Annotated in this window: 24 protein-coding genes and 2 pseudogenes; 6 read left to right on the top strand and 20 right to left on the bottom strand. The window is 43.9% G+C overall.

Features of this window, described 5'->3' with window-relative positions:
* Positions 1–6 precede the first annotated feature (6 nt).
* The 15 genes and pseudogenes from ACQG11_RS25720 to ACQG11_RS25650 form a co-directional block, all read right to left on the bottom strand.
* Positions 7–2,760: pseudogene (locus tag ACQG11_RS25720) on the bottom strand (VirB3 family type IV secretion system protein).
* 24 nt (positions 2,761–2,784) lie between these two features.
* Positions 2,785–3,075, bottom strand: coding sequence for a TrbC/VirB2 family protein (locus tag ACQG11_RS25715; protein WP_000916156.1), 291 nt, complete (start codon positions 3,073–3,075; stop codon positions 2,785–2,787).
* A complete protein-coding gene (locus ACQG11_RS25710; RefSeq protein ID WP_000953538.1) occupies positions 3,059–3,703 on the bottom strand; it encodes a lytic transglycosylase domain-containing protein in 645 nt (214 codons plus the stop codon). Before ACQG11_RS25710 ends, ACQG11_RS25715 begins: the two co-directional genes overlap by 17 nt.
* A 232-nt stretch (positions 3,704–3,935) precedes the next feature.
* Complete coding sequence (locus ACQG11_RS25705; RefSeq protein ID WP_000455437.1) at positions 3,936–4,445, bottom strand: transcription termination/antitermination NusG family protein; 510 nt, start codon at positions 4,443–4,445, stop codon at positions 3,936–3,938.
* A gap of 352 nt (positions 4,446–4,797) precedes the next feature.
* On the bottom strand, positions 4,798–5,958 hold the full coding sequence (gene mobP1, locus ACQG11_RS25700; RefSeq protein WP_004199101.1) for a MobP1 family relaxase: 1,161 nt from the start codon (positions 5,956–5,958) through the stop codon (positions 4,798–4,800).
* A gap of 2 nt (positions 5,959–5,960) precedes the next feature.
* Positions 5,961–6,506 (bottom strand): DNA distortion polypeptide 1, encoded by a 546-nt coding sequence (gene ddp1, locus ACQG11_RS25695; RefSeq protein ID WP_001348698.1) that lies wholly within the window; start codon positions 6,504–6,506, stop codon positions 5,961–5,963.
* Positions 6,507–6,846: 340 nt separating this feature from the next.
* Positions 6,847–7,104: a hypothetical protein gene (locus ACQG11_RS25690; protein WP_004199355.1), complete on the bottom strand. Its 258-nt coding sequence runs from the start codon at positions 7,102–7,104 to the stop codon at positions 6,847–6,849.
* Positions 7,101–7,265 carry a hypothetical protein gene (locus ACQG11_RS25685; RefSeq protein ID WP_000004083.1) on the bottom strand — a complete coding sequence of 55 codons (165 nt, stop codon included), beginning with the start codon at positions 7,263–7,265 and terminating at the stop codon, positions 7,101–7,103. Before ACQG11_RS25685 ends, ACQG11_RS25690 begins: the two co-directional genes overlap by 4 nt.
* Before the next feature lie 74 nt (positions 7,266–7,339).
* Positions 7,340–7,678, bottom strand: coding sequence for a hypothetical protein (locus ACQG11_RS25680; RefSeq protein WP_001099725.1), 339 nt, complete (start codon positions 7,676–7,678; stop codon positions 7,340–7,342).
* A gap of 93 nt (positions 7,679–7,771) precedes the next feature.
* Positions 7,772–8,014, bottom strand: a complete 243-nt coding sequence (locus ACQG11_RS25675) for a hypothetical protein (RefSeq protein WP_000008707.1) — start codon at positions 8,012–8,014, stop codon at positions 7,772–7,774.
* Positions 8,004–8,273: a hypothetical protein gene (locus ACQG11_RS25670; protein ID WP_001006717.1), complete on the bottom strand. Its 270-nt coding sequence runs from the start codon at positions 8,271–8,273 to the stop codon at positions 8,004–8,006. Before ACQG11_RS25670 ends, ACQG11_RS25675 begins: the two co-directional genes overlap by 11 nt.
* An 8-nt stretch (positions 8,274–8,281) precedes the next feature.
* A complete protein-coding gene (locus tag ACQG11_RS25665; protein WP_000662998.1) occupies positions 8,282–8,833 on the bottom strand; it encodes a hypothetical protein in 552 nt (183 codons plus the stop codon).
* A gap of 59 nt (positions 8,834–8,892) precedes the next feature.
* Entirely contained in the window at positions 8,893–9,129 is a 237-nt protein-coding gene (locus tag ACQG11_RS25660; protein WP_000792381.1) for a hypothetical protein, read from the bottom strand.
* A gap of 58 nt (positions 9,130–9,187) precedes the next feature.
* Positions 9,188–9,703, bottom strand: a complete 516-nt coding sequence (locus ACQG11_RS25655; RefSeq protein ID WP_001025390.1) for a DnaJ domain-containing protein — start codon at positions 9,701–9,703, stop codon at positions 9,188–9,190.
* A 589-nt stretch (positions 9,704–10,292) separates the two neighbouring features.
* Positions 10,293–10,445: pseudogene (locus ACQG11_RS25650) on the bottom strand (DNA-binding protein); the annotation flags it as partial.
* 610 nt (positions 10,446–11,055) lie between these two features.
* Here ACQG11_RS25650 and ACQG11_RS25645 point away from each other — a divergent pair.
* The 3 genes from ACQG11_RS25645 to ddp1 (ACQG11_RS25635) all read left to right on the top strand — a co-directional run bounded on the left by ACQG11_RS25645 (position 11,056) and on the right by ddp1 (ACQG11_RS25635) (position 13,062).
* Complete coding sequence (locus ACQG11_RS25645; RefSeq protein WP_001348704.1) at positions 11,056–12,069, top strand: replication initiation protein; 1,014 nt, start codon at positions 11,056–11,058, stop codon at positions 12,067–12,069.
* Between the two features lie 8 nt (positions 12,070–12,077).
* On the top strand, positions 12,078–12,521 hold the full coding sequence (locus ACQG11_RS25640) for a hypothetical protein (protein WP_001074369.1): 444 nt from the start codon (positions 12,078–12,080) through the stop codon (positions 12,519–12,521).
* A gap of 187 nt (positions 12,522–12,708) precedes the next feature.
* Entirely contained in the window at positions 12,709–13,062 is a 354-nt protein-coding gene (gene ddp1, locus ACQG11_RS25635; protein WP_000877224.1) for a DNA distortion polypeptide 3, read from the top strand.
* A 20-nt stretch (positions 13,063–13,082) separates the two neighbouring features.
* Here the strand turns inward: ddp1 (ACQG11_RS25635) and ACQG11_RS25630 are convergent, their stop codons facing one another.
* The 4 genes from ACQG11_RS25630 to ACQG11_RS25615 all read right to left on the bottom strand — a co-directional run bounded on the left by ACQG11_RS25630 (position 13,083) and on the right by ACQG11_RS25615 (position 14,966).
* A complete protein-coding gene (locus tag ACQG11_RS25630; protein ID WP_001043731.1) occupies positions 13,083–13,367 on the bottom strand; it encodes a hypothetical protein in 285 nt (94 codons plus the stop codon).
* 35 nt (positions 13,368–13,402) lie between these two features.
* Positions 13,403–13,714 (bottom strand): hypothetical protein, encoded by a 312-nt coding sequence (locus tag ACQG11_RS25625; protein WP_000469598.1) that lies wholly within the window; start codon positions 13,712–13,714, stop codon positions 13,403–13,405.
* Between the two features lie 205 nt (positions 13,715–13,919).
* A complete protein-coding gene (locus tag ACQG11_RS25620) occupies positions 13,920–14,204 on the bottom strand; it encodes a hypothetical protein (RefSeq protein ID WP_001185481.1) in 285 nt (94 codons plus the stop codon).
* Positions 14,205–14,303: 99 nt separating this feature from the next.
* Entirely contained in the window at positions 14,304–14,966 is a 663-nt protein-coding gene (locus ACQG11_RS25615; protein ID WP_000516402.1) for a division plane positioning ATPase MipZ, read from the bottom strand.
* 380 nt (positions 14,967–15,346) lie between these two features.
* On the opposite strand from ACQG11_RS25615, the gene ACQG11_RS25610 reads away from it, so the two are divergent.
* On the top strand, positions 15,347–16,009 hold the full coding sequence (locus ACQG11_RS25610; protein WP_001549893.1) for a recombinase family protein: 663 nt from the start codon (positions 15,347–15,349) through the stop codon (positions 16,007–16,009).
* Positions 16,010–16,097: 88 nt separating this feature from the next.
* Here ACQG11_RS25610 and ACQG11_RS25605 read toward each other — a convergent pair whose 3' ends face one another.
* Complete coding sequence (locus ACQG11_RS25605) at positions 16,098–17,318, bottom strand: ISL3-like element ISKox3 family transposase (RefSeq protein WP_417645277.1); 1,221 nt, start codon at positions 17,316–17,318, stop codon at positions 16,098–16,100.
* 101 nt (positions 17,319–17,419) lie between these two features.
* Between ACQG11_RS25605 and ACQG11_RS25600 the strand changes: the two genes are divergently transcribed.
* Both ACQG11_RS25600 and ACQG11_RS25595 read left to right on the top strand, forming a co-directional pair.
* The gene (locus ACQG11_RS25600; RefSeq protein ID WP_001549892.1) at positions 17,420–17,659 is read left to right on the top strand and encodes a hypothetical protein; all 240 of its coding nucleotides are present in this window, start codon (positions 17,420–17,422) and stop codon (positions 17,657–17,659) included.
* Positions 17,660–17,661: 2 nt separating this feature from the next.
* Positions 17,662–18,018, top strand: a complete 357-nt coding sequence (locus tag ACQG11_RS25595) for a S24 family peptidase (protein WP_004199403.1) — start codon at positions 17,662–17,664, stop codon at positions 18,016–18,018.
* The last annotated feature ends 13 nt before the right edge of the window (positions 18,019–18,031 follow it).

Here is an 18,031-nt window from a genome sequence, read left to right as displayed (position 1 = left end):
GATTCCTTAAATCAGGTTTGCACGTTCCAGATAGGTATCAAGCCACTCTTCCGGCTTCATACCCTCTTTCCAGATTTCATCGAACAGTTCAAGCTGGGGTTTCGATGCGCTGAGAACCGGTAGGTAATACGCCGCTTTTCACAAATCCAGTCTTGCGAAAGCCGCAAAATCATCACTTTCCCCCTTCCTCTGTGGGTTTTTGACGACCAGGAACTGACGAGATAACGGGTCAATGGCTTTAATTTTGTCAAAATAAAGTTCTCTCACTTCCAACTCGTCTACGTACTCACTACGTTTCGCTTTGGGGTTCGCCAGATAAATATGTGTTGCGCACTGCTCACGAACGGCAGCCGCGATAGGTGATTTAATTAGTTCATCCGGCGATTGTGTCGCTACGACAAGCACCATATCCAGCTTACGCGCGGTTTTGAGTTTGTTATAAACAAAATCTCTGAACGCTTCGTTGTTAATCCATTGCCAGAACTCATCCATGTAGATAAGGAGTCGGCGGCCATCAGCCAGCATGGTGACACGGTAGATGAGATAGAATGAAGCGGCGCTGGAAAGTACTTTGTTATCCAGAAACTCCGTTCCGTCTATACCGAAAACGTCCAGGTTGTCCACATCAAACGTATCGTCCGGGTTATCAAACACCCAGCCAAATTCCCCTCCCTGCACCCAGGCATTCAGGCGTGCTTTAAGCCCATGCCGCCGGGTTTCAGTATCATCAGGCTCCAGAATGAGTGGTCGCAACTTACTGATCGGATAAGAGCGGTTTGACCTCTGCATCAGGCGCTCAACGGCATCAGAAATCAGGCGGTTCTGGTAATCATCAAGCGGCTCACTGTTAAGCGTACAAAGTAGCCTCACCAGGTCTTTCATAAAGGAAATATTTCGTTTGGTTGGTGGCAAAGCCGCAGGGTTCCAGCCAGTCGGCTCTCCTTCTTTCACCCGAAAGTAAGCACCTCCCATTGAACGTATACCGGGTTCCGCTGCCCGATCTTTGTCGAAAAATACTGTAGTTAACTTCTTTAATTTCCTCTCAGGTGGAAAAGACTCCGGCGTTCCGAACTGCTGGGCGGCGAAAGCCTTAGTCATCATCACTACCGTTTTACCCACGTTTGACGTACCAAGAATTTCGGTATGCCCCAGCGTGGGGTTTTTACCGAAGTAATTTTGATGCTCGGTAGTCATGTGATAGTTCAGGTTATAAATATCATTTCCTGAGCCGCCCAGGGTGATAAGGTTGTTACCCCAGGTATTTCCTTTCTCCTTGCCCGTAAAGAAATTATGGAAGCTTTCCATTTCGGCAAAGTTCAGACTGCTGATAGAACTCAGGCGTGGCCGTAACGTGTAGTTACCAGGTAACTGAGCAAAATACGCTGCGCCAAGACTCAAGGTTGAATAGGTTACGATCAGCCCTAAATCCTCCAGGGTCGTCGTTACAATATTGGTGTCCTTCACCAGACGCTCCGGCGAATCTGCGTAAACAATCAGTGTCTGGTGACTTTTCCCGAAAGAAATATAGCCGCTGGAGACCATATCGAGACCAACTTTCAAATCAGCGAGCAAGGATTTAGCGGCATCATCGGTCATTTCGAGTTTGTCGATCTGATCATCCAGCGCCTTGATTGCAGACTGCTTGTCTATCGGAGTTAAAGAGGAAGTCTGTACATACTCAACCGGGAGATACATCAGTGCATCAAAAATTCCGGCATCCGTTTCCTGAAAGTAGTCCTTGATCTCGATGCAACGAAAGTACCGGGCATGGTCAGAGGCAGTGATTTGTCCAGCATCGTTACCAAAGAACAGGTCTTTACCACCCAGGTATGTATAAAACGGACTATTGGTGACTCTGACTTTCTGCCAGCGCCCGGATAGCAGTTTCTGGAACAGCGTAAGCTGTTCTGAATAAACTATATTATTTTCTTCATATAACCCAAGACGACGGGAATGAAACCGGGAGAGATAGGTGCTCAATCTGCCACATATTTCATTCATATCATTAATGGGTTCTTCGAAGATATTTTTATTACCCTTTTTCCTTGAAAGAAAATGCGTCACTTTATCTTCAGCGCTGAACGGTTTATAGCATACGGTTAAGTATAATTTGTTTTCAAAATACTCAGCCGCCGAAAGCGATTCGTAATAATCGTTCATCACTCTGTTGACGAATGGGATCTTGCTGTCAAATACAGGTCGCACTTCTTTTCTAACCCGAATACGATGCGTATAAAAGGTAACGGGTTTCCCATCAAAACTACGTATCAGCGTATTGAGCTGGTCAGTAAGCAAGGCTAGATCCGCTTCATCTACACATTCAAAATAAGCTCCGTCAATCTGCCAGGTCGCCAGTAGATCATGGTTTCTGGTAACAATGAGGTTATCAGTGATGTGTGATGAATACGGGATTAACTCTTCAAGAGAAGACTGGTCTTTAAGCTTCATAAAATTGTCCACTTTCGATATATCGACTGCGTCGTACGAACTCCCCGCATAATGGACGGCATTGAAGCGCTTGTTTGCCAGAGGATTACCTTTGATTTGCATTCGCAGATAAAGCAGGTCAAAAAAGCGTTCATCTATCTTCGTAACTCGCTTGATGGCATACCAGCCAGGGAGGATGAGGGCATACATAGCCTCATGAATCCAGACACCAAGCAAAACGCAGATAACGCACATTCCAAGAAAGGGGTAGAGCGGAACGCCCAGCCCCCTAATCAAAGCGGGGCGTGTCAGCCCTTTAAAAACGGTACTCATTTTTACGCCCCCTTTTATTACATATTACGCTAACCAGTCAGGCAGATATGGCGCAACAATAAAGATGATAATCCCGATAATTAAAGGCGTAATCCACGCTGCATGCTGGCGTGAGAAGATAGCGATATAACCAATTACCAGCGCAATGATGGTGATTGCTGGCTTACGGATATCCGTCAGAAAATCGATAATCTTCTGCAAGAAGCCAGTTGTTTTAGTGGATACATCATCAGCAAAGGCGGGTTCTGCTACACAAAGCATCAATGCAGCCATAAATACAGAAAGAGTTAAATAACGTTTATTGAGTTTTAACATCGTTTGTTTCCTTTTCATCTAAAACAGTGCCACGCATGGCATATTGGGGATATACGGTAACTTCTTTAGGTTTGATACTCTGTGTTACATTCTCCTTTCTGATTGCATCTTTAACTGAAGGAACCACCCAGTTTTTTTTGTTATCAGGCGGATTAAACCCTATGCGCTGTATATAACTGGTGTTATTAAAATCTGATTCAGGTTTAGTTCCTGTTTCTGGATTGCCGGAATAATAGCAACTCAGGCCACGTAAAATATCGCCACCACGTTTATAACAATCCACCAAAATTTGCTCTGAAACCTTGAGATTTTCGCAGGGGTCAAACATTTTCTCAGCGGTTGTATTGAAGTTTGCAAAATTCGTACTCGTTATTTGCATAAGACCGACTGAGTAACGATGATTTCGTGATTCAATTTGATTTACGATCTGGAGTGCAGCCTCCTTAGTTTTGGGAAAGTAGGACACTACGCCTTTGTCACCGGGCTTACGTTCAACCTTCGGTATTATCTCGGCAATAGCATATGGGTTAAAACCAGATTCAACCCTTGCAACTTCATGCGCAGTATCGGGATGAACGCTGGCCGCGCATTGCAAAGCAAGCGCCGCAAAAGCAGTAGTAGATAACATGATTTTCTCCCGGCCAGAACAGCGCGGAAAGTTTAGACTGAATGGTTAGTCATCGAAGTCGTCATCGTCTTCATCGTCTTCGTTTATCAGCTCCTCAATAGCCTGGCTGGAATATTTTTTTATGAGGTACTGGACAACACCAGAGCTTGAAATACGTCGCCCCCTGCGATAGCCAATCTCCAGAGCAATTTTATCCAGTTCCTCACGAGAAGCTGAGGGCAGGTAGAGTGTATTACGTTGGGGCTTGCGTCTCGTTGCGGTTTTTTTTCGGGTAGCAGTCATTTTTCTTCCGTTTCATTTTGTGGGTTAAGCTTCTCTCTGTGATGTAGTGGATGAAAGCCATACTTCTTTGCTGCGGATTATCCATGAGTAGAATTTCAGCAAAATCGTGTGGAATTGATTTCCTTAAAAGATTTGCCTGAGCTGTTGTATGTGATTGTCTGTACAAAAGCTCCGCCATCACATCTTCTGGTACAGGTAAAGGCTCACCGCCAAATGAGATAAAGCGTTGTACGTAAGGGATAGCAGTTATTGTAGTGGAATGAACCTCTTCAAAATCTGCCTGGATAAAAAGATAACCGGGAAAAAGCGGCAAACGTCTTTCTCGATATGAAATTATCTTATCCGGGCGACGATACCTTTCAGTCTCCATAGGACAGAAGTAAGAGAAGTTCAGGCGTTCGAGATGAGCAAAAACTGCTGCAAATCTCGTAGTGGTGAATTGCAAAACATACCATTCCATAGTTTTTCCTTTCAGGCGCTCTCTCGACTCGGATGACCCCGAATCAGAGAAAAAAAACAAAAGGACAAATTTACATCTCATAAAAACTTTATCAGCTACATGTGCTGCGTTCAACCACACAAGCAGATCTTTAGATCGCATTTACGACACATTTCATTTTGTTTGTGCTTGTATTTTATTTATATCTAGATACATATGCTATTTGATAACAAAAAAGCAGATCGATTGATCACCATGCGCTTATTTTATAGTCAAGTTAACTAAATTTTTTACCGCTAGTTACTTTTTACAAAAACTCTGCTAACAAGATAAATAAATCGATCTTAATCAATAAGTTACCGGAGAGTATGAATTATCCTAAACGAATTCCGATTTTCACTTTCTGTTCGCTTTGAATCATCGACTGTTTTATTTGCGAGAAATTTCTCATCTGGAGTTGCTGTTTCTTAATCATCTCCGCGCTGTTCAGCACCAGCTCTTTACTGGATGAAGAGATTCTGTCTATGCCCTTAACCCCCAGGTTCTCTAGCTGCCACTCATTCCTGTGTGCAGTCTTCCAGCCATGCTGTACACCGTTCTTATCAAGTGCAGGGATTTTCACCTCCTTTTGTCCTAACTTCTTCAGCTTAACAAGATCACCTTTCTTAACGTTCTCGCGAGTGGTTAACTCACCAAAATCAGCCCCCCAATATGTTTTCTCCACGCCCTTGTTCAGTGTCTTAAGCTTTATGAAATGCTGCTTTGGTTTGGTTTTATCGTTCTGATAATGGTCGTAGCCAACATCAACAACCTCATAAACGCCCTTCTGTCGTTTTGGCGCTGTTTTGTGCGCATCTTTAATAGACTGGTTAAGTCCATGCTGCTGCTTATGAGTGGCTTTAACGTCATAGCCCTTCATCTTCAGCTCTTCACAAAAACCTGTACGAATTTCCCGTAAATCTTTTTTCCTGATATCAGCTCGTTTACCGTCATTATCACGAATACGAAAAACGACATGCACGTGTGGATGTTCTTTTTTGTCGTTATGATAGCCAAGCACAAAACGATGATTTGGGTACTTCTTGTTCATCGTTTTCCTGACAGACTCAAGCAGATCTTCAGGTTTTACCTTTGCTGATACAGGCGGTGAAAACACAATATTTTGGGTTACTTTTTTATTTTCCTTACCTTTATCATCGAAAACATTTTGAGGGTCATTAGCACGATCTATCATGTGCTCTTTAGCCTCCTGAATCTCATCACCTTTCCATACCTGACCGCTTTCACTCATCACTGGCAGCTCTGACTCCCGGCTCATATAGTCAATACTGTTTCGAACTCCCTGCCGGGTAATCGCACCTCCTGAGATTTTGACAACAACCTCCTTACTGGCACCCTTGCGGTTGATACGTTCCTGAACGTTGCGTTGATAGTTTTTACCACCATTTTTAACTTTATGGGCGAAAGCAGACTTGCGGCCAGCTTCAGAGGACTTACGCTTAACCCTGAATTCCTTGTCAACATAAACGCCCATGATTACACCTCAACCTTGTTAGAAACAGTTCGCCCTTTGCATAACATAATGTAGTTTTCAAACTCACTTTTGAGACTCATTATCTCTGAACTCAACCGCTCAGCGTCCTGATAGAACCCATCTTTATCAAGTACTCTGGCATTATCATTAACGATAATATAATGAAAGTTTCGCCCTATTTTATCTATTGCATTACGGCAACGATTCATCACCAGAAGTTCCTGATCGAAAAAATCAAGTTCATTTTCAAGTGTCGTCTGGATTCGATAACGACATTCTCTGGATAAATTCCAGCCATGACGATGAGCCGCTTTCTCTATTAAAGTTCTTTGTTTCCCTGTCAAATACATTGTGGTTTTGATAAAATCATCATTGTCTTTTGACACATTAACATCTTCATTTTTAACCTTGCTTTTCAGTAAAGCATTGGCAAGCAGCTTCATTCCTTTTGCCACGGTTAAACCCGGTTCATCTGGATAAAGTGTTTTAAGACAATCAAGTAGATCATCATGTTGGCTTTCTTCAATCCTGAATTGAACTTTTTTCATAAAACTCTCCAACAAGAACCGACTGTAGGTCACCGGGCAAACGTTGCGGAATGGCGTCAGAGACGTCATTTTGCGGCGTTTGCCCTATCCTGCATCGCAGTGAACTACCTCCACACATAAATTGTGCTTCAGCGTCCATCGAAATGCAAAAAATGAAAGGCTATCGTGGCTGTGATCTGGTGCGTCTGCGACCGGAGACAACGGATTCGCGGCTAACTTGGGCGGAAATAAATTCGCTACGCGAATGGCCTGGCAGGGGGCGCGAGCGCTGTTTTACGGAATATACAAAAAAAGCACCTCCCGTAAACGGGAGGGCTTCGGCGATTCAGGAACGGGAATTTTATTCTGCCTCTGGTGTGTCGCCTTCCATGCCCTGCCGGGCATCATGGAGCCAGCGGCGGAGGTTACTCATTCTTTCCCGGTTTGCCCGGCTGGGACTTTTTCCCCTGTTACCGCTTAGTATACTCCAGACTCTTAACCCGGCCTCGTTAGTCCAGTGCAATACAATTTCCCCTTTGCTGTTAAATCCCAGCGAAAACCGGACAGCTCCCCGCCTCTGTTCTGCACTGATAAAATCTAAAAACTCCTGTTTTTTCATAGCACCTCCTGTTTTTCTATCAGTGCTTTTGTTTCTTTCTTTTCCAGGGCTTTTCTGAGTAATGCCATGTACTCAGGAAAAGCAGAGAATGGCATCAAGGGAAAAACCGGACGCCCACCCTTTTCAACAGTCTGTATTGCTGATAACATGCGTTCCGACATTTTATATTCCTCGCGAGGGAATTGAGTGTCACGGTATCAGGTTGCCTCCACAACCTGATACCACCCCTAATTGATTAACTCCGCAGTTCTCTTATCGCTTCATTTTTGGCTTCCTCCAGTTCTTTAAGGGTATATGCGAAATTCTTCCAGTTAATTACTTCGTTTATAACCTCAGATTTACTTAAACCACACTCATTAAACCAAAAGTTAATATTTTTCTTGAGGGAATTTTTCGCCGTCAGTTCCTCGGACAACAATTCACTAACAGACGTGATAACATAACCACGACCGCGATTTTTATCTTCGAAAGAATGAACGGCAAGGAAGAGAGTTTCTGAATGGACAAAAGCAGAGCAGGTGATTTTTTCTTTCTTAGTGTTTAAAGCCTGGAAAGTGATAACATACGTGTTCATTTTAGTCTCCCGCCCGTTTGGGCTACTGGATCATGGTAAGGAACTATTCCCGACCTACAAATAAATTATACCATCATATGATGGTAATGCAATTTATTTAGTCACTTTATCCTGATTTTTTTCTCTCTTAACGAGCTGGTAATCTGGATGTTCATCAGCCAGGAGCAAAAGTAATTCATACGTACCAGCGGCTAAACCACGAGACGTTTTACCGGATGTTTCTTTGGCTTGCCAGGCTGATAACGTAAAACCAAACCGTTCAGCGGCTTCCTGCTGCGTAAAGCCAGCTTTAATACGTGCTTGTTTCACCTCTTCAGGTGTTGGCTTAAAACTCATGATTTTGTACCTTCACAATAGTATCTGTATAGAATTTCAATAAAATTGGATCATCAATTTCATCTTTAACGTTCGAGAATTCTTCGTAATAAAATGATTTTTGGAAAACAATCTTTTTAGTTGTTTTTTTATCCGCTTCTTTAGAGCGTACCTTCATCAGTTTTTCAAGTTCAATAAACAAACGTGTTGCATCTTCAGACACAACAATCCTGTATGTTACATTACCTTTGTTTTTCCTGTCGCTCAGGACTTCATTCATTTTTTGCCTCATAGCTGTTTAATAAACCCCGCTACCTTTATGAGCTGATCTACACTCAGGCCACGAATTACCATTTCATATCCGTCGCCCCGTTCTGATACGTTACCATCTAACCCATTCTCAACTTTAAACCCGGTCAATGTCCCATGCCAGCTTTCAAGATGCACTAAACGAGATAGCATTCCTTTCAGGATCAGTTTTTTCTCGCGTTTTTGCTGTAACTGTTGTTCATACTCTCGCGCCATATCTACATTATCTAAAGCATCCGACAGGATTTTCTTTTCAATATCGGCGGCGATTTCTACAGGGTTACGCTCTGGCGATACTGTGCAAGTATGGTAAGGACTTCTCCAGCTGCGACTATCTACGCTTCCAATGATAACTAACCTTCCTTTCTCCATTCGAATATGTATAGAGTAATTTTTAAAATCAGGTGAGGTTAGCTTAATCCTGTACTGGCAATCATCGAGCAGATTTACACGCCAGCCGTTCCCCAGGATTCGACAAACGATTTCAAACACCGGTTTATACCGTTCAAAGAAATTTTTCTGTTCTTTCATCGATTCAGCCTTTTGAACTCAATAAAAAAGCCGTAAATCGAATTACGGCAGTTTTAAGACTATTCATCAAAGTGTCCATCATCACTTGCAGCTTCCTGGGCTTCGCATTCCTGCTGATATGCTTCTTCCTTCGCAAAAAGATGCGCCCATCCTTCTGCGTTTAAGCCACGGTGCAAGACTGAACCATTTTCATTGCATTCTTTGGCTGTAACTTCGATCTCATCCGGGCAAATGTAGGCTCCGTAACTTTCAAAAATGTTTATCAGCTCCGCTTCCGTTATGGTCTTGTTTTTCATCAACGTGTCTCCGAATCAATCTTTGCCATGTTCTAGGGGGCTTTCGCCCCCATTCCGGTTATGCGCTTGCTTCTACACGTGTCCAGCCTGACGCCTTACGTTTACCCGCTGTACCATACATTTCACGAATTTCTTCAATGCTGTGTTCTTTACGGTTCCAGCGGCTTTTGTGTTCTTCAGGACGGTAAAACCATTGTTTTTTCTTAGATGCCCACTTACAGCCCATTTCCTTTAAAATGTCTTTGTGTTCTTTAGTTTCTCCGCTAATCCAGACCCAATTACCAATAACTTCATAGACAATCCCTGTAAGGCCGGAAAGCGTATTCAGAACTTTTTCCAGATCTTCACCGTAGTTGTAACGTGCGTTTTCATCAGTGCTTTGAAACTGATTGATTTTATCAATGTTAGCCATGAGAAAATCAAACGCAGCATTTACTGCTTTCATCAGCTCGGCACCCAATGGATTGCGGTCTGGATGATATTTTAAAGCCGCTTTTTTGTATGCCGCCTTGATGTCCTTTTCAGTCAGATCACCGGATAAACCAAAAACGTTTAATGCTTCCTGAATATTCATTTTTCGCTCCCGCCCGTGTGGGCTTCTGGAATCTGGCAGGGAACCATTCCCAACCAACAAATTCATTATACCATCAAATGATGGTTATGGAATCATTTTTAATGCTTTACATTGTAAAGATTACATAAAGATGTATATTGCTTTACCGCGCATGAAGGGATTTCCGAAAGAGGCGCGAACTGTAGTTACATAATGCGCTGTCGTAACATCGCGCCGGAGACGTTCGCCAGGACTGGCGAACCAACAAGCCCGAATGAGAGCGATAACCCCCCTCACCCCTGCCAGGCCAATTTCTGACTATCAGACGATGTTTAGCCTGTCGCAGTTAGCGCGTGAGCTTGCGAACGGTACGCCGGGTCAGTGTGAAACACTGGCGCGGGGCGCTGTATCTGCGCGTTATGAGATGCGTTAGCAGCGAATTACGGGGCGGGTTGCTGAAACCGATTGATGCCTGACAGCAAAAAATGAATCCGGGCGCCAGCTGCTGCACGAAAATTGCCAGCAAAAAACACTTGGCCATCCTCGCCGGTCGTGAAATTTTGCTGGCATAAGAAATAATCCCCCCGGTATGAGGGGCTTGTCTGAAAGGTTAGTGGTTGGGCTTACTGAGAGTGAACTGTAACCCGGCTACTGCTGCAAGCTGTGCAAGTGTTGTGATGGTCGGGTTTCCGTTCGGGGATAATGCGCGGTAGATACTCTGACGAGCAAGGCCGGATTTTTTGGCCGCCTCTGTTATACCCCCTGATTAGGGATCAGGTTAAAAACGAGCTGTATGACGTTCTAAGCGCATTTTACCCGCTCCGTTGAACCATGACCGGGTTAAAGCGGTTAAAACGCCTCTGAGGGCTTTTGAGAGCATTTAAGAATTGGATCGGAAAAGGATCCCGTCTGGATCTTTTAGAGAGATTACACCGCTCGCCGCAGCCGAACGACAGGGCGAAGCCCGCGAGTGAGCGAGGAAGCGGAATTTCCACGGGGTTTCAATAGAGCACTTACGCGCTAAGGTTAATATTTGCTCAATTTTTGGTGGTGCAGTGCTCAGGGAGGCCAGACGGATCTATCCTCTGGATTTATGCTGAGTTATCCACAGACGCTGTGCATTAAAAGCCTTATATTTTCTTCTTGATCTTAAAAACTTAAAAACTTAGCTCGCTTCAATTACCTGAAAATTATGGAAAAAAATTGCTAAAGGTGAGAGGATTTTTCACGTAAGGTGAGAGGATTTTTCACGTAAGGTGAGAAGATTTTTAAGTTAAGGTAGTTAGATTTTTCACTAAAGATGAGAGGATTTTTCACGTAAGGTGAGAAGATTTTTAACGGTTTCCACAGTTTGACTGAACATCAAGTGAAACATGCGGTTGTTGCTATCTTTAGATATGAAGATCCTCAGATCTTCATATCTAAAGGTGAGAGGTTTTTTAATTAAAGGTTGTATTGTTGTCTTGAATTACAACCTTTGTGGGGTTATGATTTGCCTACATAGGAAAGGTTATATGAGGCTTATCGTGAAGACAGTAACGGGATTAACGAAAGTTAGACATAGAAATGAAGTTGGGGTAACTCTTGCATCCCTTTCCCTTTCAGCAAAAAGAGTGCTTTTTCTGGCTCTTTGCCAGATTGATACAAAGGAAATGTTAGATGATGATATTTTGGAGGTTGATGCTGACTTTTTTTCAAAAGCTACTTCTTTAGATAAATATGCCTCTTATGCAGCTCTGAAAGAGGGAGCTAAAGTTCTTTCTTCAACTACGTTAGTTTTAAACAGAGATGATTTAAAAAATTTGGCTGATGAACTTGGGATACTATCATCTAAGAATAAAATACCTGATCGCTTGGATTTAAACTTAACAGAATTCTGTGCCTATTACGATCATCTTGCAACTGTACGGATAAAATTCACAAATACAGCTAAGCGATATTTTTCTAAGTTGATTGGTTCTGAAAATAGATATACCACTCAGGTATTGAAATCAGTTGTGTTGTTGAACAGTGTAAACTCAACAAACCTTTATCAAGTCATTAGGAAATATTACAGTCAGAATAGTTCAAAAAAATCTTTTGATATATCCGTGGATGATTTAAAAGAGGAAATGGGACTTTATACTATTGAGGAAGGGGAGAAGAAATATAAGTATCCTAAATACTCATTTTTTGTTCGTGATGTTATCAATAAAAGCATTAATGAGATAATTGAGAAAACGGAAATAAATCAGTTATCTTTCTCTGTTGTTGGGAAAAAAGGGAGAATGGCTCACATGCTTAGATTTGAGTTTAGTATAAATGAAAAATCCTCATCCTTTTCGGAAGATGATATGGCATTTTTAGAGGAGTTTGACAAAGTCGTTCCACCAAAAAAGAATAAGTGAGGCAAAACATGGCTAAAATATATGAGTTTCCGCAGGGAGCCGAACGAAGTAAGCTGAAAAAAGAAATCATCCGGGAACGTAAAAAACGATTGCGAGAAACGAACGGTAACCCGGTTATCCGGCACGCTAAATGGTTCTGGTTTTATCTACGTCTTGCTACGGCTGGCGCACTGCATTTAGTCTCTGTTATTTCTCTGGCAGTCCTGGGGGCTTTCAGTAAAGCTATTTTCTGGATTGGTGGAATGCTCTGTGTTGTTACATGGTTCCACCTTGAGCGCCAGTTCTGGACGCCGCAAAATTTCACGATTCCAGTAATCGTAACGCTGTGGGGATTGAGTTTGTTTGCCACTCCCCTGATGGAGCTGCTTAACAAAAAAATGCCGTGGTATCGTCTTCTGGTTCCTGATGCAAAGCACACTAGCACTGAGGCAACCAATGATGATCAGCCGTGAAGCAACAATGTTATCCAGTCGGCTTGCAGTGCTTCTTTCAGCCTTTTATCATCGGTTAATCATAGCGCACGAGGCGAGTTCTTTTCACTGCGATGCAGGATAGGGCAAACGCCGCAAAATGACGTCTCTGACGCCATTCCGCAACGTTTGCCCGGTGACCTACAGTCGGTTCTTGTTGGAGAGAGTTATGAAATATCAGGTTAAAGAGTTTATTAACGAAAAATATTCTAAGGCTGTTAATATTTTAAAGGATAACCTTAAAGAACACTACCATATTTTTTATGGTTTGAGATTAAGTGAGATTCTTTTTCCTGCCAGCGAATACGGCTCTGAAATGTTTTTTCAGGAGTTTGAAGCGATTAACAGTGTAATATTGCCTTTGGTGATTTTTGATTTGATAGACCGAAAGCCGATTATGGTTATCGGCTTCGGTGAAGTATGTGGAGTTGATTCACTTGTTGATTCTGGTATAGAAGTTGTTTCTTTAGACGGTTTAAGCGATCTGCTACTGGTTGAAAAACTGACGCCATTATTTAACTAAACCTCTGGATAACTATCTTTTCAGTTTTCCAGTAAGATTTTTTCTATATCTGAAAGCACTATTTTTTCAATGCTTTCTATATAGTAATGCTCATTAAAACCTGTCATTTCTGTAAATTTTAGCTCTGCATCATCTTTCGAATAAGCAATAACAACTCTGAAATCATTTTCCCACAAATCCCACCTGTATTTGTCTTTTATACGAACCCTGTACAATCCTTTTTGGATAGTGCCATCTTTTTTCTCTTCCTGTACTTTTTTTAATTTTTCATTTTGCACCTGTTGTTCAAGCCATGATTTATTCATAAATCCCCCACGGTTAACGTCTTTAGGCTCGGTTTTTACTTAACGAAATCTTCCGGTTTTACACCTGTTTTTACCTTCATATACTTGCCCTCCCCCCTTAGCTTCGGCTGAAGTTCGGTAAAGTACCATCCGGCAACGGTAATAATGCCTAAAAATACAAAAATAGCAGGCTTCAGAACATCAATAGCTGATACAGCGCATAACTCAATATTGAGATTAGTACAAGTTCCCTCATCAGGTGCATAGAACCCCCATAAGCCTATACCTATAAGGAACATCCCCAATATCGGTTGGATGTATAACAAGTAGATATTAATAAGAGTTTTAATATATCTGAATATGAACATTTTTCTTTCCTTAGGTTTCTTTCTATTTTGGATTTCCAATTCTTAACCAATGTGATGGTTCGACAATCCATTCTCCGCAGTCATAGGCAACGGCCTTATTATGCCTGTTAGCGAACCATACTAACCAGGCTAATAATCGCTGATTGCCGCTGTATTTGGTTTATCTCTAACCATCACAACATATCTCTTTTTCTTAGCCATAACGCTACCCTAATTTTGCAGATTCAAGCAGCCAGTGGTTTTTCAGGTTCTCGTCCAGGTTATCGAATGCGGCCAGCGCTGCCTTTAGAACGGTTGTCTTGCTCTGGCCTGTTCTCTGCGCCTCCGCTTCCAGGATCTCCTCAAAGTACGCTGGCAGTCTGAAGTTCATCAACTTTGGTTTACCCGCTACAGGCGCTCTGGTAGCGCCGGAGATAAAACGCGCGGTTTCTGCGTTTGTTGCTGGTTGCTGAGATTCATCGATGTTCGGGCGGTTTAGTTTTAAAGCCATGAAAATTTCCCCTTGTACGGTATGCATTAATTGTAAATATCATAGTATCTTTATGGTGTATTTACAATGTAAAGATTTCGATGAATATTGTTGATATTTCTATAAAATGCCAATTTCCTGTGCCACAAGTTCAATCTGTGCTTTCGCTGTTGAAAGGCTCGATGCCCGGCTAACGTCATGTACCCCTGCCCCTTCATTACAGGCGCTTTCATACACATCCAGCTCGGATATCCGGGTTTTCAGAGGTTGAATCCAGATGTTGTCCGAACGCAGTAATTTATCCAGATCAATGGCCGCTTTTCTGTGGCGGGGTTTCGCTGAGTTGATTCTGGTGAACAGCACCCACGGTTCCAGAGCTGCGTTAGCTTTCTGAGCGGTGCGGATTTTCTCTGTAACACTGGTCAGTGTTTCGCTTTCGAAATCAGAGGACGGCTTAACCAGTGTCACCACGATATCTGATACTGTCAGGGCGCTACGGAACTCCTGGCTGTCGTGGCCGGGGCAATCGACAATGAGAACTTCACACAGCTTACTAAGGCGCTTAATTTCGTTGCTGACGTTTCCGTAAGCTGCGTGAACCGGGATAGTGAGTAAGCCGTTATCTGTCCGCTTTTCGTTCCAGCTCAACAGATCGTGGTTTTTATCTGTCTTCAGGATAATTACCGACTTACCTTTGTTGACCAGCATTGAGCCTGTGTTAGCCACGTAGGTGCTTTTGCCTACCCCACCTTTATCTGATACGACAAGCAAGATTTTACCCATTTCAGAATCCCTCTCTTTATGTTGTAAAGCTCATGTAAAGATATGAATGTCTTTACATGGTGTGTTTTTCGTAAAGATACTTTTGTCTTTACAGTGTCTTTATAATGCAATGGCTTTACCATGTAAAGCACAAATAAAGATATATTTATCTTTATGGTGTCTTTACATGGTAAATGTTGCTGTGTCTTTATGTGCGCTTTATGGTGTAAATCTTGGTGTGTCTTTACATCATCTTTATGTTGTAAATTTTTAGTGTGACGTTGTCACTATAGGGCTGGGGTCTGTTTGCTGGTTCTTTTTGAGTGTGCCTTCCCTGAACCAACTGAAATGGGTACTGTATGGGTGTGTCTGGTTAACTCAAAATGAACTGGTTCCCTATAATGACTCAAACAGTACCGAAAGGCTTTGTCAGAGCTTACTTACGCGCATCCACGACTGAACAGGATGCAACACGCGCCCTGGACACGATAAATACCTTCGCCATCGAGCGCGGCCTGAGCATCTGTAACTACTACATTGAAAATGAATCAGGTTCTAAGCTTGAACGCCCTGAGTTGTTCCGGCTCCTGAAAGATTGTCAGCAAAACGATATCTTGCTGGTAGAGGATGTGGACAGGCTTTCACGCCTGGTAGGGGAGGACTGGAACACACTGAAGAAAATGATCCGGCAGAAAGATATCCGGGTTGTGGCCGTCAACGTTCCGACAACCTGGCTCGCATCGGGTCACAATGATTTTGACAGCCGAATGTTTTCGGCCATAAACGATATGTTGCTGGATATGCTGGCCGCCGTCGCCAGGCGAGACTATGAACAGCGCCGGGAACGGCAGCAGCAGGGGATCGCCAGGGCGAAAAGGGAAGGGAAGTATAAAGGCCGCCAGGTTAATCAGTCTCGCTATGACGCCATAAACAGGCTGATTGCGAGCGGCAGCTCCTGGAGCCAGATTCAAAAAGTGCTGGGTTGTAGCCGGGCGACTATCAGCAAAGCTGTGAAGCAACAGACCGTTAACAAAATGAACCATGAACCTGAAGGTAGGGAGTAGTTACAACATAATAAACAGTGTGTTGAAGAATAAAACTGATTCTTTATACTGTATATGCATGGGTCTTCCCCGATCATGGTGGGAAGGCTCAGAACGCCATATTCAGCTTTCCGTAGTGGAACATCACCCCCAGTTTAAAGCGCTCCCGGTTTCGGTATCCCCTGGCTTTTATCCTCAGCAGCCTGATCTTGCTGTTAAGTGCCTCCGCATTTCCGTTTGAGACACTGTGTCGCATCGCATTCAGGATCCCGTACAGCCTTTTTCCTATCGTTTTCGCGGCATTTTTCATCATGGGAACGTCACTGTTAGCCGCCAGCGCCAACCATCTCTGCCAGTCACTCCGTCTTTCCTCGCTCCATGGCCTGTTCCAGATATCCTTTGCCAGCTCTTTCAGCGCCCAGCACTGGCTCGTCAGCTTCATCTGTGCACGCAGCCACATCAGCTTTTCCTGCCGGGATTCGGTCATCCACTTATCGCTGTACTGCCACAGGAAGCGGGTTCCTTTTGCCTGGTGTCGGCTTTCAACAGGGAGGTGCGGATGTTCATTCTGACGGGTTTTATCAACTACCTCGCCCAGTTGCTTCGCCACATGGAAGCGGTCAAAGGCGATTTTCTCAACCGCACTGGGTAAGTGGATACGCGCTGCTCTTATATAGCCCGCGTTCATGTCCATTGAGAGCGTTTTGATAGCCAGCAACTGCCCATCAGTGAGCGTGCGAAGATAGCCGGCAAGACTCTCTGTGCCGCGATCATCCGTTAAGGCCAGCGCCCGACCATCGCGATCGGAGATCACCGTTATGTAACGATGTCCTTTTTTAAAGGCGACCTCATCCACATTCATATGACGGGCGGATAATGGCTTTTTTATCCGGGCAAGACCTCGCTTAACTGCCCGGGTCATAATGCCGTCAACCGCATTCCAACTGAGCTTAAGTTGCTTCCTGACAGCATCAACGGTGCTGATTTTCAGCCATGAGAGAACGAACGATTCGAATAGCAACGTATACCGGCTTCCGGGGCCAGCCCACGGAACAGGCAACGTCAGGCAGCCATGCTCCGGACACATAATTCGTGGAACATCGGCTTCAACAATAGTGGTGAACTGGTAGGTATCAAGATGGCGCCATTTACGATGACGGTGATCGTGAACAGAACAGGATTTACCGCAGGTCGGACAGGCTAGCCGGGTGTTTTCAGCGATCTCAATAGTGACAGTAACAGAACCGGCATTTTCATCGAGAGAAAGGGACTTTACCTGCCACGGATCGGACAGGTTGAGAATATGAGCGTAGAGGGACTTTTCGTCCATGGCGGTGACCTCTGGCGATTAAATACACCATTATCATGCCTTCAGCCACCACAACAAGGGAAGACCCATATGCATACAGCTATATTGATCGGAGGTTTTTCATGCCTAGACACTATGAAATTGACTCAGCCTGGCGTGCGAGCATTAAGCGTGAGCCGAACGGTCGTCAGACAGTTACGACAGAAGCCTTTGTCAGCCAGCTTGCGCTGATTAATTTTCACTGGAGTTGTCGCCAAGCAAATCAGTGGATTGAAACCTACGTGACCGTTTTTAAAGACATTTCCACTCAGGAAGGAGAGAACCGGACATTCATGCTTTTTAACCCCAACGGAGGCCGTTAAAAATGGGTTTTCCATCGCCAGCAACCGACTACCAGGAAAACAGGCTGTCACTCGATCAGCACTGTAATACAGGAGCGCCGGGAGTATTCTTTTTTCGAAGTGATACCTACTCTTTCCGGGAAGGGATAAAGCCTGGTGCGCTGCTCATAGTAGATTTTGGGGGCACGCCCGTTGACGGGTCTTTGGTGCTCTGTGTCCTGGAACAAGAATTCAGGATCATGCGATTGCGACTACACCCCAAGCGGTGTCTCCAGGAACTCGATAAGCTGGATAACTTCAGGGCTATACCTGATGACGATGAGGACGGGTTGGAGGTCAGGGGGGTCATTACGCACATTGTGGCACTGTTGCAAAGTTAGCGATGAGGCAGCC

Origin of the sequence: Enterobacter cloacae complex sp. 372C4 (assembly GCF_050030615.1) — a bacterium.
Lineage (GTDB): Bacteria > Pseudomonadota > Gammaproteobacteria > Enterobacterales > Enterobacteriaceae > Enterobacter > Enterobacter intestinihominis.
Note: the sequence above shows the minus strand (reverse complement) of the source record. Positions and strands in the feature narration are given on the sequence as shown.

Coding starts and splice junctions, on each gene's coding strand:
- ACQG11_RS25715 (WP_000916156.1), bottom strand. CDS start 3,075: ATGTTAAAACTCAATAAACGTTATTTAACTCTTTCTGTATTTATGGCT.
- ACQG11_RS25710 (WP_000953538.1), bottom strand. CDS start 3,703: ATGTTATCTACTACTGCTTTTGCGGCGCTTGCTTTGCAATGCGCGGCC.
- ACQG11_RS25705 (WP_000455437.1), bottom strand. CDS start 4,445: ATGGAATGGTATGTTTTGCAATTCACCACTACGAGATTTGCAGCAGTT.
- mobP1 (WP_004199101.1), bottom strand. CDS start 5,958: ATGGGCGTTTATGTTGACAAGGAATTCAGGGTTAAGCGTAAGTCCTCT.
- ddp1 (WP_001348698.1), bottom strand. CDS start 6,506: ATGAAAAAAGTTCAATTCAGGATTGAAGAAAGCCAACATGATGATCTA.
- ACQG11_RS25690 (WP_004199355.1), bottom strand. CDS start 7,104: ATGAAAAAACAGGAGTTTTTAGATTTTATCAGTGCAGAACAGAGGCGG.
- ACQG11_RS25685 (WP_000004083.1), bottom strand. CDS start 7,265: ATGTCGGAACGCATGTTATCAGCAATACAGACTGTTGAAAAGGGTGGG.
- ACQG11_RS25680 (WP_001099725.1), bottom strand. CDS start 7,678: ATGAACACGTATGTTATCACTTTCCAGGCTTTAAACACTAAGAAAGAA.
- ACQG11_RS25675 (WP_000008707.1), bottom strand. CDS start 8,014: ATGAGTTTTAAGCCAACACCTGAAGAGGTGAAACAAGCACGTATTAAA.
- ACQG11_RS25670 (WP_001006717.1), bottom strand. CDS start 8,273: ATGAATGAAGTCCTGAGCGACAGGAAAAACAAAGGTAATGTAACATAC.
- ACQG11_RS25665 (WP_000662998.1), bottom strand. CDS start 8,833: ATGAAAGAACAGAAAAATTTCTTTGAACGGTATAAACCGGTGTTTGAA.
- ACQG11_RS25660 (WP_000792381.1), bottom strand. CDS start 9,129: ATGAAAAACAAGACCATAACGGAAGCGGAGCTGATAAACATTTTTGAA.
- ACQG11_RS25655 (WP_001025390.1), bottom strand. CDS start 9,703: ATGAATATTCAGGAAGCATTAAACGTTTTTGGTTTATCCGGTGATCTG.
- ACQG11_RS25645 (WP_001348704.1), top strand. CDS start 11,056: ATGCGGTTGTTGCTATCTTTAGATATGAAGATCCTCAGATCTTCATAT.
- ACQG11_RS25640 (WP_001074369.1), top strand. CDS start 12,078: ATGGCTAAAATATATGAGTTTCCGCAGGGAGCCGAACGAAGTAAGCTG.
- ddp1 (WP_000877224.1), top strand. CDS start 12,709: ATGAAATATCAGGTTAAAGAGTTTATTAACGAAAAATATTCTAAGGCT.
- ACQG11_RS25630 (WP_001043731.1), bottom strand. CDS start 13,367: ATGAATAAATCATGGCTTGAACAACAGGTGCAAAATGAAAAATTAAAA.
- ACQG11_RS25625 (WP_000469598.1), bottom strand. CDS start 13,714: ATGTTCATATTCAGATATATTAAAACTCTTATTAATATCTACTTGTTA.
- ACQG11_RS25620 (WP_001185481.1), bottom strand. CDS start 14,204: ATGGCTTTAAAACTAAACCGCCCGAACATCGATGAATCTCAGCAACCA.
- ACQG11_RS25615 (WP_000516402.1), bottom strand. CDS start 14,966: ATGGGTAAAATCTTGCTTGTCGTATCAGATAAAGGTGGGGTAGGCAAA.
- ACQG11_RS25610 (WP_001549893.1), top strand. CDS start 15,347: ATGACTCAAACAGTACCGAAAGGCTTTGTCAGAGCTTACTTACGCGCA.
- ACQG11_RS25605 (WP_417645277.1), bottom strand. CDS start 17,318: ATGGACGAAAAGTCCCTCTACGCTCATATTCTCAACCTGTCCGATCCG.
- ACQG11_RS25600 (WP_001549892.1), top strand. CDS start 17,420: ATGCCTAGACACTATGAAATTGACTCAGCCTGGCGTGCGAGCATTAAG.
- ACQG11_RS25595 (WP_004199403.1), top strand. CDS start 17,662: ATGGGTTTTCCATCGCCAGCAACCGACTACCAGGAAAACAGGCTGTCA.